Here is a 15284-nt window from a genome sequence, read left to right as displayed (position 1 = left end):
CGGGATGGCCCCGGGGTGGGGCCGGCATCAGGCAGGCGCACGGACTGGCCATCCCTTCGCCGGCATGATCCGGATCAGGTTCGAAGGGTCACCGCGCCGCGCGGGCCTTGGCCCTTGCCAGCGATCTCTCAGCCCCTTGCCGGGACTCCCCTTGGTCGGGACCACCCTAGCCGTCCCTGCCCCGGCTGTCACGTCCCCGACATGCCCGCGCGGCAGGCTTGGCCCGGCCGGGACGGCATTCCGGCTTGCAGCGGCGGGCGTTCTGTTATCTCGTTGCGCCAAGATGCGTCCGCGCGGCGCCGGACAGGACCGGAGACGATGACCACAGGCCCAGAGCCAAGCCCCCAGACCCCACCGCACCCCAGCCACGCGCCGCGCCAGACCGGGCTGCGCCTGCACAGGCCGCCGCTGGTGACCAATATCTCGGCCGCGCGCTGGCTCTTGCTGGCGATCGTCGCGGCCTCGATCTATTTCTTCCACGGCTTCCTGGTGCCGGTGCTGGCAGCGATGGTGATCGCGCTGGCCAGCTGGCCGCTGCGCGAGCGGGCGGTGGCGCGGGTCGGGCGCACCTGGGCCGCGACGGCGCTGGTGCTGGTGCTGGTCTGCTTCCTGGTCGTGCCCATCGCCATGGCGCTGATCTATGCCTTCCGCGAGCTGCGCGACTGGATCAGCTGGGCGATCATGGTCAATTCCACCGGCGCGCCGACGCCGGGCTGGATGGTCGAGCTGCCGCAGGTCGGCGACTGGCTGGACGAGAACTGGCGCACCTATATCGGCCGGCCCGGCGGCATTTCCGAGATCGTGCAGCTGGTCTCGGGCTCGAACATCGGCGCGATCTATCGCGGCGCGGTGACGGCGGGCTCGCTGGCGTTCCATCTGGCGCTGACGCTGCTCTTCATGCTGATCACGCTTTTCGTACTGTATCGCGACGGCGACAAGTTCGTGGCCCAGGTCGACCATATCGGCCGCCGCATCCTGCCCGACCGCTGGAGCCGGCTGTCGCGGGTGGTGCCGGCGACCATCAGCTCGACCGTGACCGGCATGACACTGATCGCCATCGGCGAGGGGGTGATCCTGGGCACGGCCTATTGGCTGGCCGGCGTGCCCTCGCCGGTGACCTTCGGGGTCATCACCGGCTTCATGGCGCTGATTCCGGGGGGCGCGCCTTTGTGCTTCACGCTGGTCTCGGCCTATCTGGTCGCCAGCGGCTCGCCCGTGCAGGGCGCGGCGCTGTTCATCTGGGGCACCTGCGAGCTGTTCGTCGTGGACAAGACCATCCGGCCGGTGCTGGTCGGCGGGCCGGTGAAGCTGCCCTTCCTGCCGACGTTCTTCGGCCTCGTCGGCGGGGTCAAGACCATGGGCATCGTCGGGCTGTTCGTCGGGCCGGTGCTGATGGCGCTGCTGGTCTCGATCTGGCGCGAATGGCAGCGCGAGGTGACCGAGGACGAGGCTCGCCGCGCCGGATTGCTGGCCGAGACCCGCTAGGCGCAGGTGACGGCACATGAAAAAAGGCGGGGCGCGCAGCGATGCGCGCCCCGCCTTTTTTCGTTTCGTCGTGCGCCGCTCAGTTCGCCGGCACGGCCGGTTCCTGCTGCGGCGGGCTCGACAGCGCCTCGGGCATCGGCGTCAGCGTGACGCCGGAGCTCGCGCCCAGCGGCTCGCCCTCGCGCGTGGTCTCGGTCGGGGCGACCGTGTCCTCGGCGGCGGTGTCGGTCTCCGGCTCGGCCGAGGCCGAGGGCACGGCCGGGGCCGGGGTCGGCACCGGGTTGGCGCGGTCGGCCCCGTCGTTGCGCAGATAGTCGAAGAACTCGCCCTCGGGCTTGATCACCAGCGAGCTGTTCTCGCCCTTCAGCGCCCGCTCATAGGAGGTCATGGAGCGGGTGAAGGCAAAGAACTCGGGATCGCGGCCGAAGGCATCGGCATAGATGGCGTTGCGGCGGGCGTCGGCCTCGCCGCGGACCACCTCGGCCCGCTTGCGCGCCTCCGAGGTCAGCTCGACCACGGTGCGGTCGGCGGCGGCACGGACGCGCTGCGCGGCCTCGCCGCCGCGGGCGATCTCGTCGGCGGCCTCGCGCTCGCGCTCGGCCCGCATCCGGGCATAGGTCGCGGTCAGGTTCTGCTCGGGCAGGTCGGTGCGGGTCAGGCGCACGTCGATGACGCGGATCCCCAGCGCCTCGGCCTCGCCGCGCGCGCCGTCGCGGATGCGGTTCATCAGCGCGGTGCGGTCGTCCGACAGAACCGTGGTCGAAGGCACCGAGCCCAGCACGCGGCGGATCACGTCGTTGATGATCGAATCCAGCCGTTCCTGCGCGCGGGGCAGGCCGCGTCCCTCGGTCGCCTGATAGAGCTTCTGCGCGTCGAGCACCTGCCAGCGGGCAAAGGCATCGACCACCAGCCGGCGGTCGTCCAGCGGCGTGACCTCCATCGGCCGGGTCGGCAGGCCGAGGATGCGGGCGTCATAGCGCACCACGCTGTCGATGAAGGGCACCTTGATGCCGAGGCCGGGGTTCTCGCGCACCTCGACCACCTCGCCAAAGCGCAGCACCAGGGCCTTTTCGCGCACGTCGACGATATAGACCGAGGCCGCCACGATCACCGCGATGACGACCAGGAACGGCAGGACCAGGACAGAGATTGCACGGTTCATCACTGGTTCCCCCCGTTGTTGGTGCCGTTGTTGCTGCCGGCATTGCCGGTGGCGCCGCTGCGCAGCTGGTCGAGCGGCAGATAGGGCACGACGCCCTGCCCGGCCTCGCCGTCGATGATGACCTTGTTCGCCTGGCCCAGAACTTTCTCCATGGTTTCCAGATACATCCGGCGCCGCGTCACCTCGGGCGCCTTGACATATTCGTCATAGACCGAGTTGAAGCGCGCGGCCTCGCCCTCGGCATTGTTCACGGCCTCGGCGCGATAGGCCTCGGCGCGTTCGACCACGGCGGCGGCTTCGCCGCGCGCATTGGCCAGCACCCGGTTGGCATAGGCGTCGGCCTCTTTCTCCAGCCGGTCGCGTTCCTGCTGGGCGGCCTGCACCTCGCGGAAGCTGTCGATCACCTCGCGCGGCGGGTCGGCGCGGGCCAGGTTCACCCGGACGATGTTGACGCCGGAGTCATAGGAATCCAGCGTGCCCTGCGCAGCGCGCTCCAGCTCGGCCCGGATCTGCTCGCGGTCGCGGTTCAGGATCGGCGCCAGTTCCGAGCGCGCCACGATGTCGCGCATGGCCGATTCCGCCACGGCGCGGATGGTGTCGTCGGGATCGGCGAGGTTGAACAGGAATTTCTCGGGGTCCGAGACGTTCCAGACCACCTGGTATTGCATGTCGACGATGTTCTGGTCGCGGGTCAGCATCAGCCCGCTGTCGTTCGGCCCGGCCTGGCCGGTGCCGATTTCCGTCACCCGCTCGCCCGAGACCTGGACCAGTTCCTTGGTCACCACCGGCCAGGGCGCGAAGTTCAGGCCCGGATCACCCAGCGCATAGGGCCGGCCGAACAGCAGCTCGACCGAGCGCTGGCCCTCGTCCACGGTGTAGAAGCTGGTGAAGGCCCAAAGCGCGGCCACGGCCAGCGCACCGATGCCCCAGGTGCCGCGGCTCATCTGGAACTGCGGGCCGGGACGGCGCGGCCCGGTGCCGCGCGGGCTACCGCCGCCGCCCTTGCCGCCCATCAGCACGCGCAGCTTGTCCTGCCCCTTGCGGACCAGCTCCTCGATCTCGGGGATCTGCTCGCCCCGGCGCGGACCCTGCGGGCGGTCGTCGCGGCCGCCTTGGTTGTTGCCTCCGGCATTGCCCCAGGGGCGCGGACCGCCCTTCTGGTCGTCCCCCTGCGGCGGCTGCCTGCCGCCCTTGCCGTCATCTCCGCCGCCGCCGCCCCAGGGGCCTTGTCCCGCCATCCGTCTCGTGCCTCGCTCTTTTGTGTCTTCCCGTTGGAAACTGGTGCCTTCGGTCGAAAAATCAAGCCGATGCGTCGGCTTTGTCGGAATTGTCATCGCCCACGCGCCGCGTGGGCTTGCGCATGGTCACCAGCTCCTCGGCCAGGGTCGGGTGCACGGCGATCGCCGCGTCGAAATCGGCCTTGGTGGCGCCCATGCCCATGGGGATCGCGACCATCTGGATCATCTCGCCGGCCTCGGGCCCGAAGATGTGGCAGCCCAGCACCTTGTCGGTCTCGGCATCGACGATCAGCTTCATCGTTGCCCGCGCGTCCGAGCCCGCGAAAAGCGAGCGCATCGGCCGGAAGCTGGCGACATAGACCAGCGCCGGGCCGCGCTCGGCGGCTTCCTCTTCGGTCAGCCCGATCGTCGCCAGCTCATGCGGGCGGGTATAGACGGCGCTGGCGACCAGGCCGTGATCGACCTTGCGGGGCTTGGCGCCAAAGACGGTGTCGGCGAAGCTGTGGCCCTCGCGGATCGCGACCGGGGTCAGGTTTACCCGGTCCGTCACATCGCCCACGGCATAGATCGAGGGCACCGCGCTTTGCGACCATTCGTCCACGACGATCTCGCCCTTGCGGCCCAGCTTGACGCCGGCCTCTTCCAGCCCCAGGCCCTTGGTATAGGGCGCGCGGCCGGTGGCGAAGATCACCGCGTCGAAGACTGCGCTGCTGCCATCGGCGAAATCGACCCGGCGCGCCTCGCCCTCGGCCGTCAGCCGGACCGGGTTGCTTTCCAGCCGCAGGTCGACGCCGATCATGCGCAGCTGCTCGGTGGCATGGCGGCGCATCTCGCCGTCGAAGCCGCGCAGCACCGCGTCGCCGCGATAGGAGAGCGTGGTCTGGCAGCCCAGGCCCTGCAGGATGGTGGCGAATTCGCAGGCGATGAAGCCGCCGCCCACCACCAGCACCCGGCCCGGCAGCTGCTCCAGCAGGAACAGGTCGTCCGAGATCAGCCCCAGCTCTTCGCCCTCGATGCCGGGCAGCGAGGGCCGGCCGCCGACCGCGATCAGGATATGCTTGGCGGTCAGGCGCTGGCCGTCGGCCAGTTCCACGGTATGCGCATCGGCCAGCCGGGCGCGGCTCTTGTGGATGTCCACGTTCGCGGCCGCCAGCCCGCCGGTATAGGCGCCTTCCAGCCGGGTCAGCTCGGCATCCAGCTTGTGGCGGAACATGGTCCAGTCGAAGGGGCCGGCGCCGGCGGTCTGCCAGCCATAGCCGCGCGCCTCGGCGGCATGGGCCTCGGCCTGGCTGGCGAAGATCATCAGCTTCTTCGGCACGCAGCCGCGGATGACGCAGGTGCCGCCCATGCGGCTTTCCTCGGCCAGGCCGACGCGGGCGCCGTATTCGCTGGCCGCGATGCGCGCCGCGCGCACCCCGCCCGAGCCGCCGCCGATGACGAACAGGTCATAGTCGAAAGTCATTCGATATCCTCACGCAGCAGTTCCACGACCGAGCCGTCGGGACAGCCGATGATCGCAAGCTGGCAGATATTCAGGAACAGCCCGTGTTCAACCACCCCGGCGATGGCCGAGAGCCGCCGCGCCAGCGCCTGCGGGTCCGGGATCGCTTCCAGCGCGAGATCGAGGATGTAATTGCCCTCGTCCGTCAGCAGGGTTTCACCGTCGCGCTTGCGCAGCAGGATCGGGCGATGCGTCAGCCCCAGGTCGTCCAGCGCGCGCTGGATCTGCGTCCGGGTGGTCTGCCAGCCGAAGGGAATCACCTCGACCGGCAGGTGGAAGGCGCCGAGCCGGTCCACGACCTTGCCCTGGTCCGCGATCACCACCATGCGGTCCGAGGCGGTGGCGACGATCTTTTCGCGCAGATGCGCGGCGCCGCCGCCCTTGATCAGGTTCAGGTCCGGGTCCACCTCGTCGGCGCCGTCGATGGTCAGGTCGAGCCAGCCGATGTCGTTCAGATCCTCGACCTTCAGGCCCAGCGAGGTCGCAAGCTCGGCCGTGGCCTTCGAGGTCGCGGCGCAGCGCAGTTCGAACCCCTCTTCGGCGACCCGCTGCGCCAGGCGACGCACGAAGATCGCGGCGGTCGAGCCGGTGCCCAGGCCCAGCCGCATGCCGGGCTGGACCAGCGCCACGGCGGCGCGCGCGGCGGCGTCCTTGGAAAGATCGGTCTGGGCGGGGTCGGTCATGGCGAAATCCTTGGCAGAGGCCCGTCGCGGGCGGTCGCGAACCTTATAGGACGAAAGCGCCTGCCTGGGCCATGGCCGGCGTCGATTTTCGCCCGCGACGAAACGCCGGGGCACGGGCGATTGCCTCGCGCGCGGGGCTGACCTAAACCTGCCCGCCATGAGGATACCCGACACATATGCCGTCATCATCACCGCCGCCGGCCGCGGCACCCGCGCGGGCCAGGGGCTGCCGAAGCAATGGCGCACGCTCTCCGGCCCCACGGTGCTGGCGCGCAGCATCGCCGCCTTCGCGGATTTCCCGCGCATCGTGGTGACGCTGGCGCCCGAGGACATGGCCCGCGGCGTGGCCGAGCTTTCCGGCCCGGTGACGCTGGTCGCCGGCGGTGCCACCCGCGCCGAAAGCGTGCGCGCGGCGCTGGAAAGCCTGTCCGGCAGCGGCATCACCCATGTGCTGATCCATGACGGCGCCCGGCCGCTGGTTTCCCCCGCGGTGATCGAGGCCGTGGTGCAGGCGCTGGCACAAGGCGCGCCCGCCGCCGCGCCCGCCCTGCCCGTCACCGATGCGCTGTGGCGGGCCGAGGGCGGCTTCGTGCAGGCCACCGCCCCGCGCGACGGGCTGATGCTCGCCCAGACCCCGCAGGGATTCGCGCTGGCGCCGATCCTGGCCGCGCATCGCGCCGGTCCGACCGACGCCGCCGACGACGTGGAACTGGCGATCCGCGCCGGCATCCCGGTCACGGTGACGCCCGGCGACGAGGACAATCTGAAACTGACCTATGGCGCCGATTTCAAGCGCGCGCGCCGGATTCTGGAGGGGACAATGGACATCCGCCTGGGCAACGGCTTCGACGTGCACGCCTTTACGACCGGCGATCATGTCTGGCTTTGCGGCGTGAAGATCGCGCATGACAAGGCGCTCCTGGGCCATTCCGACGCCGATGTGGGCATGCACGCGCTGACCGACGCGATCTATGGCGCGCTGGCGCAGGGCGACATCGGCCGGCATTTCCCGCCCTCGGACCCGCAGTGGAAGGGGGCCGAGAGCCATATCTTCCTGCGCCACGCCGCGGAACTGGCGCGGCAGATGGGCTATGAGATCTCGAATGCCGACGTGACGCTGATCTGCGAGCGGCCCAAGGTCGGCCCCCATGCCGGTGCCATGGCGCTGCGCCTGTCCGAGATCACCGGCGTCGAGTTCGACCGCATCAGCGTCAAGGCCACCACCTCGGAACGGCTGGGCTTCACCGGGCGCGAGGAAGGCATCGCCGCCATCGCCACCGCAACCCTGATCCGCAGGTGACGCCATGGAAAGACTGATCGCCACCGTCTTCGGCATCGGCCGGCTGAAGCCCGCGCCCGGCACCTGGGGCTCGGCCGCCGCCGTGGTGCTGGGGGTCGCGGCTTACGAATGGCTCTCGCCCTGGCTGGTGCCGGCGGGCTTCGTGCTGGCGACCGTGCTGGGCTTCTGGGCGGTGCCGAAGGTGCTGGCGGTCAGCGCCGACAAGGATCCGTCCTGGGTGGTGATCGACGAGGTCGCCGGGCAATGGCTGGCGATGAGCTTCACGGTGATTCCGCTGGCGCGGCACGGGGCCTCGATCCTCGACGCCTGGCCGGGCTATGTCGCGCCCTTCCTGCTGTTCCGGCTGTTCGACATCTGGAAACCCTGGCTGGTCGGACGCGCCGACCGAAGGGGCGACGCGACCGGGCTGATGCTGGACGACCTGTGGGCGGGCTTGTTCGCCGGCGTGGTCTCGGTCATCCTGGCCGGGCTTTACCATGCCGTGCTGGAGCCGATGCTGTGACCGATCCCGCCCTTGTCCTCGACCTGGCGCGCCGGCGCGGCGTGATGATCGCCACCGCCGAAAGCTGCACCGGCGGGCTGATCGCGGGGCGGCTGACCGATGTGCCGGGCTCGTCGGATGCGGTCGATCGCGGCTTTGTCACCTATTCCAACGCCGCCAAACTCGAGATGCTGGGCATCCGTCCCGAAACGCTGGAAGCCCATGGCGCCGTCAGCGAGGAAATCGCCGCCGAGATGGCTGCGGGCGCGCTGGCGCGGTCCCGCGCCGGCATCGCGGTCGCGGTGACGGGCATCGCCGGGCCGGGCGGGTCCGAGCACAAGCCCGAGGGCCGGGTCTGTTTCGGCATCGCCGATGCGGCAGGCGTCAGGACCGAGACGGTCGAGTTCGGCCCACGCGGCCGGGCCGAGGTGCGGGCCGCGACCGTCGCGCATGCGCTGGAACTGCTCGCGGCGGCGCTGCGCTAGGAGAGCGCCCGCAGCGCGCCCTCGACATCCTCCAGCCGCGTGTCCCAGCCGCAGACCAGCCGGATGCTGACCGGATCCTCGCCCGCCTCGTCCTGGGTATGCGGCCAGAGATGATAGCAGATGCCGCTGGCGCAGGCCCGGCGATGCAACTCGCGCGGGATGGTGGCAAAGACCGAATTGGTCTCGACTCGCTGGTCGATGCGCACGCCCGGCAGCCGCGACAGCCCCAGCGCCAGCTCATGCGCCATGGCGTTGGCGTGGCGCGCCAGTTGCAGCCACAGATCGCCCTCGAGCCAGCCCAGAACCTGCGCCGACAGGAAACGATGCTTCGAGACCAGCCCGCCGCCGCGCTTGCGGCGAAAACCGAATTCCTCGGATCTGGCCGGGTCGAAGATCACCACCGCCTCGACCGCCATGCAGCCGTTCTTGGTCGCGCCCAGGGACAGAATGTCGATGCCGGCGCGCCAGGTCAGGTCGGCCGGGGCCACGTCGAGCCCGGCCAGCGCATTGGCGAAACGCGCGCCGTCCATGTGGACGCCCAGCCCGGCCACGCGCGCCAGCCCGGCCAGCGCCGCGACCTCGTCGGGGCTGTAGGCGGTGCCCCATTCGGTGGCATTGGTCAGGGACAGCGCGGCATTGACCCCGGCATGCACGCCCTCGCGGCCATGCGCGACCAGGGTCTCGGCCAGCGCCTCGGGGGTGATCTTGCCGCCGATGCCGGGAATGCCCACCAGCTTCGCGCCGCCGGTGAAGAACTCGGGCGCGCCGGTCTCGCTGGTCTGGATATGCGCGGTTTCGTGGCAGAAGACCTTGCCCCAGCCCGGCGCCAGCAGCGACAGCGCCAGCGCATTGGCCGCCGTGCCCGAGGTCACGAAATGCACCGCCGCCTCGGGCGCATCGAACAGTTCCCGCACCCGGTCCTGCGCCGCCTGGGTGATGCGATCCGCGCCGTATGAGGGCACATGGCCCTCGTTCGCCGCCGCCAGGGCCGCCATGATCCGGGGATGCACGCCGCCGGCATTGTCCGAGGCAAAATTCATGACAGATCCTCGATGATATACTCGTCCCAGTCGTCCTCGGTCACCGAGGTTTCGCTGACGGTCCAGCCGCGCACCGAGGCGCCGGCACGATGGATCGATTCGCGGTCCCCCGAGATCAGATAGTGCCAGTCGTAGAGCGGCTTGCCCTCGGCACGCAACCTGTAGGCGCAGGTCGCGGGCAGCCACCAGGCGATCTCGCGCAGCTTCTTGGGGGTCAGGACGACGCAATCGGGAACGAAATCATGGCGGTTCGGGTAGCTGGAGCATTGGCAGGTCTCGCCGTCCAGCAACCGGCAGGCGACGCGGGTAAAGGCCAGCTCGCCGGTATCCTCGAATTCGATCTTGTTGAGGCAGCATTTGCCGCAGCCGTCGCAAAGCGCCTCCCATTCGTCGCGGGCCAGCGACTTCAGCGGCAGTTCCCAGAACCGGGGGCGCATCAGCGGGTCGCCAGGATCTCGCGCGCGCCCTGGCTGTCGCGGTTCATCTGCGCGACCAGCGCGTCGAGGCTGTCGAACCTGGCCTCGGGCCGCAGATATTCGACCAGCGCCACCGACAGGTGCTGGCCATAGAGATCGGCGTTGAAGTCGAAGATATGCACTTCCAGGTTCGGGCGGTTCTGGCCGAACATCGGCCGCACGCCCAGGCTGGCCACGCCCTTGTAGCTGCCGCGGTCCGGGCCGGTCAGCACGTCGACCAGCACGGCATAGACCCCGAGCTGCGGCAGGTGCAGCCCCTCGACCGCCATGTTGGCGGTGGGAAAGCCCAGGTCGCGGCCGCGCTTGTCGCCATGCAGCACCTCGCCGTCGATGCGGTGCCAGTGGCCCAGCATGCGCTCGGCGTCGCGGGTGCGGCCCTGGGCCAGCGCCTGGCGGATCGCGGTCGAGCTGTATTCGACCGCGCCGTCGCCGATCAGCGGCGTGACGGTGACGCCGAAGCCCAGCTCGGCCCCAAGCTGGCTCAGCGTCTGCGCGCTGCCCGAGCGCTGGCGGCCGAAGCAGAAATCGGCGCCGACGGTGACATGGCGGATGCCAAGGCCGCCGACCAGCACCTCGCGGGCGAAATCCTCGGGCGACAGCCCCGCCAGCACCGCGTCGAAGGGCAGTTCATACAGGTGATCGACCCCCAGCCGCGCCAGCCGGTTCGCGCGCGATTCCGCGTTCATCAGCCGGAAGGCCGGCGCGTCGCCGGCGAAGAACTGGCGCGGATGCGGCTCGAAGGTGATGACGCCCAGGGGCGCGTCGCAGGCGGCGCGGGCGGCGTCGATGACGGAGCGGTGCCCCAGATGCACGCCGTCGAAATTCCCCATGGCAACGCTCGCGCCACGGGCATCGAGCGGCAAGGCTTTCCAGTCGTGATGGATGCGCAAGCGGCCCCCCGGTGGGCCGCAGACCGGCCCGGTCAGTCGAATTTGCGGCTTGGCGCCAGAACGACCGCCTCGCCTTTCAGGACGACCGTATCACCGACTAGGCAGCGGGTTGCAAGGGTCACGCGGCGTTTCGCATGGTCGATGGCATCGACCGTCACCTCGGCCCGCACCAGGTCGCCCGGGCGCACGGGCGCCATGAATTTCAGCGTCTGGCCCAGGTAGACCGTGCCATGGCCGGGCAGCTGTTCGCCGATCACCGCCGAGATCAGCCCGGCGGTCAGCATGCCATGGGCGATGCGGCCCTCGAAGATGGTGTCGCGGGCATAATCCTCATCGAGATGCACCGGATTGCGGTCGGTCGAGACGGCCGCGAACATCTCGATATCCTCGTCGGTCACCACCTTTTGCAGGTAGCGCATCATCCCGACTTCCAGATCCTCGATGACGATGGTGCCGCGCGGAAGATTGTCCAGCATCATTCAATGCCCCCGGTGAGTAGCTTCATGCTGCATAGCAGCACCGGGGGCGTCGCGCAATAAAATAATGTGTCTTGGCAAAAAACGGACCGATTATTACCGGCCCGCTTTCCAGATCAGCGCAGCCGGCCGATGCTGTAGCGCGGCGCCTCGGCCCGCATCGCCAGCCATTCCTCGAGCATGGCCGGGTCGGGGTTTTCCACGTCGGGGCCGAACTCGGCCGCGGCCAGCCCGCCGGTGACGAACAGCGCGTCGATCCCCTCGCCCGCGGCGCCGGGAATGTCGGTGGCGATGCCGTCGCCCACGGCAAGGATGCGGGCATTGTCGTCGATGCCCAGCCGGCGGCGCGCCAGGTCATAGATCGGCGGATGCGGCTTGCCGAAATACAGCGCCTCGCCGCCCAGGTTCTGATACATCTCGGCCAGGGCGCCGGCGCAATAGACCCGCTTCTCGCCCAGGTCCACCACCACGTCGGGGTTGGCGCACAGAAGCTTCAGCCCGCGCTCGCGCGACAGGATCAGCCGGGTGCGGTAATCCTCGGGCACTTCGGTCAGGTCGTCGAAGAGGCCGCAGCAGACGATGCCCTCGGCCTCGGTCATGGGCACGCGCTGGATCGGGGGGGCGTCCTGCCATTCCTCGGGGATGTCGGTGAAGAAGCCCTCGTCCTTGTCCTGGGCGATGGCCCAGACCCGGCGGCCGACGGCACCGGCGAACATCGCGTCCTGCGCGGCGTCGCCGGAGCTGACCACCAGATCCCAGGCGTCGCGCGGCACGCCCATGCGGTCCAGCTGCTCGGCGACGTATTTCCACGGCCGCGGCGCATTGGTCATCAGCACCACGCGGCCGCCGCCGGCACGGAAAGCCTGCAGCGCCGCGATCGCCGCGGGCCAGGGCGCCTTGCCATTGTGCAGGCAGCCCCAGAGATCGCAGAACAGGACGTCGTAATGGGTGCCGACCTCGGCCAGCGAGCGGATGATCTGCGTCATGGAGATGCCTTCTTTTCGTTCAGACCGCGAGCGCGGGGATGATCTGCTTCTTGCGCGACATGATGCCGGGCAGGACGACCGTGTCGCTGCTGACGGTGGCGTTGAAGCTCTTTTCCGCCACGGCCTTGACGAAGTCGTTCGGCACCAGCAGCGTCGCTTCCTCGTTCAGGATGTCGACGATGAACAGCAGCACCTCGTCGGCGCCATCGGCGGCGGCGACGCCCGGCATGGCCGCCATCAGCGCGCCCTTGCGGTCCAGCAGCACCTGCGGCGCCGTGGTTTCCAGCACCGAGACGCGCAGCTGCTTGCCGGCGAGCTCGTATTCCTTGCTGTCCATGCGCAGCAGCGCCTCTTCGGTAAAGGCCGAGACGTCGGACTTCGCCGCGAACATCTCGGCCGCGTATTCGGGGATCGAGATGCCCAGGTCGCGCGCGATTTTCTCGGCCACCCAGCGGTCATGCGGCATGGTGGTCGGGCTGCGGAACTCCAGCGTGTCGGACAGGATGCAGGTCAGCATGGCGCCCTTGACGCCGCGGGGCGCGCGGGCGAGGGCCTCGTCGCCGATCAGGTCGTGCATGATCGTCGCGGTGCAGGCCAGCGGGCGGATGGTGATGCTGATCGGCAGCCGGGTCTTGATGCCGCCGGCCAGCAGGTGGTGGTCGATGATCTCGATCACCTCGGCCGAGGCCAGCGATTCGGGCAGCTCGGCGGGGTTGTTGGTGTCCACGATCACGCAGCGGTCGCCGGCGGCCACGTCGGCGATGATCGCGGGCTTGTCGAGGTTCCACTTGGCCAGCATCCAGGCGGCCTCGGTGTTCGGCTCGCCCTGCAACACGGCGACGGCGGGCTCCTTGCGGATCTCGGACAGATACCAGGCCCAGATGATGGGCGAGCCGGTCGAGTCGGTGTCGGGGGCCTTGTGGCCGAAAACCTTGATCATGCTGATCCCCTGAGATTGGGCGGAAAATTCGCGCGGGTTATAGGGCGCGGGGCCGGGAATGTCTATCAACCCAAGGCTAGCGCCGCATTCAGCGCCAGGGCCAGCAGCACGGTGTTGTAGTAGAACGAGAAGGCCGAATGCAGCAGCGTGATCCGCCGCGCCTGGCTGTCCAGCGCGGTGACGTCGGCGGTCTGCGCCGCCATGCCCAGCGTGAAGCTGTAATAGAGGAAATCCCAGATCGTCGCGTCCTGGCCCTGAGGCAGGCCGGGAAAGCCGAGGTTGCGCTTTTCGCGCCCGTCCGGGCGGCGGGCATACCAGAGGCTCGCGTAGTGAAAGGCCATGACCGTGTGGATCATCGCCCAGCCCAGCGGCACCGATGCCAGCGCAAGGGCCGGCCGCAGCCAGAAGCCGGAATGCGGGTCGCGGATGGTCAGCAGGATCGCCACCAGGCTGATCGCGACCGAGCCGAAGGCGATGGGGACGATGACGCTCATGCCCTCGTCGTCGAGATCGGCATGGCCGCGCATGATCTCGACGGTCATGCGCCGGATCAGAAGCCCGGTCAGCAGCAGGTAGCCCAGGCAGAAGGTGACGGAGAACAGCAAGAGCCGGTCCAGCGCCTGCATCCGCCAGGCGCCCAGGCCCACCGCCAGCCCCAGTGCGAAGCTCAGCAGGAAGCGCAGGTGGCGCCGCAGGTCGGAAAGCATCAGGCGGGGGTCTGCTGGTGCTGGACGATGCGCCAGTCGCCGTCGCGGCGGATCCAGGTGGTGGTGCAGAGCGCGCGATAGGTCTCGGCCCCGGCGCGGCGGGCGGCGGCGTGATAGGCGAGCACGCAGAGAACGTCGGTCTCGATGGCGGCGCGGTCGCTCATGGTGACCTCCTGCCAGCGCGGGGCCGCGGACAGGGCTTCGACCACCCGGCGCCGGGTCAGGATGCCTGTGGGCGCAAAGGCCATCAGGCAGGCGTCATCGAGCTTCCTCGCCGCCTCGGCCGCGCCCGAGAGCCAGAATTCGCGTTCCTCGCGCCACAGATCATCCGCCATCGCCTATCCCCTCCACCGTGACCGGGCTGATGGTCCAGCCGCGGTCCTGCAACAGTTGCAGCACGCCATGCCGGCCCGGCAGGTGCAGCGCGCCAAAGCCCGCGACCACGCCCTTGCCCTGGCGGGCGGCGTCGGCCGCTGCCTGTTCAATGGGTTGGATCCAGCTTTCGTTCCGCTGGTCCATCAGCTTTTCCTGCGCCAGCCGCATCTGCCGGTCCACCTCGGCCCGGCTGAGGCCCGAGTTCTCATAGGCGTCGAAGCGGCCGAATTCCCAGATCAGCCAGCTGTCGCCGGCGAAATAGCTGTCGCTGAGCGTGGTCGCGTAATCGTCGGCATAGGCGGCGGCGGGCATGGCGGCGCGGATCATGTCCTCTTCTTCCTTGGGGGTCATGTCCCGGAACAGGGTGAAGACGGTGTCCCAGGGCTCCAGCGCCCGCACCGGCACCTGCGCCGCCTCGGCCCGGGCGATCAGCAGGTGGTCGAGCCCGCCGGCATCGCCCCGCGCCTCGACCATCCGCTTCATGCAGGGCGAGATGCCGAGCATGACCGCGACATACCAGGGCCGCAGCTTGCTGGCGATCAGCGCGGGCAGGCCGCGATCCTCGAGCGCGGCCGAGAGCGCCTGCCAATCCGCCTCGCCCAACCGCTCGGGCAGGGTCGGGCCGGTGGTATCGACGACCAGGGTCGGGTCGGCGGCCATGGCCTCGGCCAGCTTCGCTTCCTCGGCCGGGCCGGCCTCGACCAGCAGGGCGGCGGCGCGGTCAATCTCGGGGCCGAAGCGGGCCATGGTCCGCTCGTGGCGCGGATCGGCGAAGTGATAGGTGCCGAGCAGCAGCACATGGCTGTCGCCTTTGCCCGCGCGCCAGAACAGGCCCTTGTGATGGGGCACGGCAGCGGTCGCGGCGCGCAGCTGGGCCAGCCGCTCGGGCGCCATGGTGTCGAACAGATTGCGCCCGACGCATTCCTGCGCCGCCGCGGGCCAGGCCAGGGTCGCGGCGGCGATAAGGGCGGTCAGCAGGGATTTCAGGCGCATCGCGGGCTCCGGGCAGGTTCCGCGCCAGCATGGCACGGCGCCCCCCAAGGCACCAGAGCGGGCGCG

General features: G+C 69.6%; 17 protein-coding genes and 1 riboswitch. Of the genes, 4 read left to right on the top strand and 13 right to left on the bottom strand.

Annotated elements, in window-relative coordinates:
* Nucleotides 1–34: 34 nt before the first annotated feature.
* A riboswitch (TPP riboswitch) is annotated at nucleotides 35–162 on the bottom strand.
* 156 nt (nucleotides 163–318) lie between these two features.
* On the top strand, nucleotides 319–1485 hold the full coding sequence (locus PARN5_RS0113865) for an AI-2E family transporter (RefSeq protein ID WP_036744615.1): 1167 nt from the start codon (nucleotides 319–321) through the stop codon (nucleotides 1483–1485).
* 79 nt (nucleotides 1486–1564) lie between these two features.
* On the opposite strand, the gene PARN5_RS0113860 is transcribed toward PARN5_RS0113865, so the two are convergent.
* From PARN5_RS0113860 to rpiA, 4 genes are all read right to left on the bottom strand, one after another.
* Nucleotides 1565–2647, bottom strand: coding sequence for a protease modulator HflC (locus tag PARN5_RS0113860; protein ID WP_018000374.1), 1083 nt, complete (start codon nucleotides 2645–2647; stop codon nucleotides 1565–1567).
* Nucleotides 2647–3885, bottom strand: coding sequence for an FtsH protease activity modulator HflK (hflK, locus tag PARN5_RS0113855; RefSeq protein ID WP_018000373.1), 1239 nt, complete (start codon nucleotides 3883–3885; stop codon nucleotides 2647–2649). The genes PARN5_RS0113860 and hflK overlap by 1 nt, the downstream gene beginning before the upstream one ends.
* 61 nt (nucleotides 3886–3946) lie before the next feature.
* Nucleotides 3947–5347 (bottom strand): glutathione-disulfide reductase, encoded by a 1401-nt coding sequence (gene gorA / locus PARN5_RS0113850; protein WP_018000372.1) that lies wholly within the window; start codon nucleotides 5345–5347, stop codon nucleotides 3947–3949.
* Nucleotides 5344–6069, bottom strand: coding sequence for a ribose-5-phosphate isomerase RpiA (gene rpiA / locus PARN5_RS0113845; RefSeq protein WP_018000371.1), 726 nt, complete (start codon nucleotides 6067–6069; stop codon nucleotides 5344–5346). Before rpiA ends, gorA begins: the two co-directional genes overlap by 4 nt.
* Before the next feature lie 157 nt (nucleotides 6070–6226).
* Between rpiA and PARN5_RS0113840 the strand changes: the two genes are divergently transcribed.
* The 3 genes from PARN5_RS0113840 to PARN5_RS0113830 are packed head-to-tail and all read left to right on the top strand — an operon-like array spanning nucleotide 6227 to nucleotide 8335.
* Entirely contained in the window at nucleotides 6227–7369 is a 1143-nt protein-coding gene (locus PARN5_RS0113840; RefSeq protein ID WP_018000370.1) for a bifunctional 2-C-methyl-D-erythritol 4-phosphate cytidylyltransferase/2-C-methyl-D-erythritol 2,4-cyclodiphosphate synthase, read from the top strand.
* 4 nt (nucleotides 7370–7373) lie between these two features.
* Complete coding sequence (locus PARN5_RS0113835) at nucleotides 7374–7871, top strand: phosphatidylglycerophosphatase A (protein WP_018000369.1); 498 nt, start codon at nucleotides 7374–7376, stop codon at nucleotides 7869–7871.
* A complete protein-coding gene (locus PARN5_RS0113830) occupies nucleotides 7868–8335 on the top strand; it encodes a CinA family protein (RefSeq protein WP_018000368.1) in 468 nt (155 codons plus the stop codon). Before PARN5_RS0113835 ends, PARN5_RS0113830 begins: the two co-directional genes overlap by 4 nt.
* Here PARN5_RS0113830 and PARN5_RS0113825 read toward each other — a convergent pair.
* The 9 genes from PARN5_RS0113825 to PARN5_RS0113785 form a co-directional block, all read right to left on the bottom strand.
* Nucleotides 8332–9375 carry a beta-eliminating lyase-related protein gene (locus tag PARN5_RS0113825; protein ID WP_018000367.1) on the bottom strand — a complete coding sequence of 348 codons (1044 nt, stop codon included), beginning with the start codon at nucleotides 9373–9375 and terminating at the stop codon, nucleotides 8332–8334. The two genes, PARN5_RS0113830 and PARN5_RS0113825, sit on opposite strands and share 4 nt — an antisense overlap.
* A complete protein-coding gene (locus tag PARN5_RS0113820; RefSeq protein WP_018000366.1) occupies nucleotides 9372–9812 on the bottom strand; it encodes a YcgN family cysteine cluster protein in 441 nt (146 codons plus the stop codon). Before PARN5_RS0113820 ends, PARN5_RS0113825 begins: the two co-directional genes overlap by 4 nt.
* Nucleotides 9812–10741 (bottom strand): bifunctional riboflavin kinase/FAD synthetase, encoded by a 930-nt coding sequence (locus PARN5_RS0113815; RefSeq protein ID WP_026155431.1) that lies wholly within the window; start codon nucleotides 10739–10741, stop codon nucleotides 9812–9814. Before PARN5_RS0113815 ends, PARN5_RS0113820 begins: the two co-directional genes overlap by 1 nt.
* Nucleotides 10742–10773: 32 nt before the next feature.
* Nucleotides 10774–11217, bottom strand: coding sequence for a MaoC family dehydratase (locus PARN5_RS0113810; RefSeq protein ID WP_026155430.1), 444 nt, complete (start codon nucleotides 11215–11217; stop codon nucleotides 10774–10776).
* Nucleotides 11218–11333: 116 nt separating this feature from the next.
* Nucleotides 11334–12203 carry a TIGR01459 family HAD-type hydrolase gene (locus tag PARN5_RS0113805; protein WP_018000363.1) on the bottom strand — a complete coding sequence of 290 codons (870 nt, stop codon included), beginning with the start codon at nucleotides 12201–12203 and terminating at the stop codon, nucleotides 11334–11336.
* A 19-nt stretch (nucleotides 12204–12222) separates the two neighbouring features.
* Nucleotides 12223–13143 (bottom strand): manganese-dependent inorganic pyrophosphatase, encoded by a 921-nt coding sequence (locus tag PARN5_RS0113800; RefSeq protein WP_018000362.1) that lies wholly within the window; start codon nucleotides 13141–13143, stop codon nucleotides 12223–12225.
* 65 nt (nucleotides 13144–13208) lie between these two features.
* Nucleotides 13209–13850, bottom strand: coding sequence for a DUF1345 domain-containing protein (locus PARN5_RS0113795; RefSeq protein ID WP_018000361.1), 642 nt, complete (start codon nucleotides 13848–13850; stop codon nucleotides 13209–13211).
* Complete coding sequence (locus PARN5_RS0113790) at nucleotides 13850–14185, bottom strand: DUF4440 domain-containing protein (RefSeq protein WP_018000360.1); 336 nt, start codon at nucleotides 14183–14185, stop codon at nucleotides 13850–13852. The genes PARN5_RS0113795 and PARN5_RS0113790 overlap by 1 nt, the downstream gene beginning before the upstream one ends.
* Nucleotides 14175–15218: a TraB/GumN family protein gene (locus tag PARN5_RS0113785; RefSeq protein ID WP_018000359.1), complete on the bottom strand. Its 1044-nt coding sequence runs from the start codon at nucleotides 15216–15218 to the stop codon at nucleotides 14175–14177. Before PARN5_RS0113785 ends, PARN5_RS0113790 begins: the two co-directional genes overlap by 11 nt.
* Nucleotides 15219–15284 lie beyond the last annotated feature (66 nt).

Source organism: Paracoccus sp. N5 (assembly GCF_000371965.1).
Classification (GTDB): domain Bacteria; phylum Pseudomonadota; class Alphaproteobacteria; order Rhodobacterales; family Rhodobacteraceae; genus Paracoccus.
This window is presented reverse-complemented; position numbering and strand designations above follow the sequence as displayed.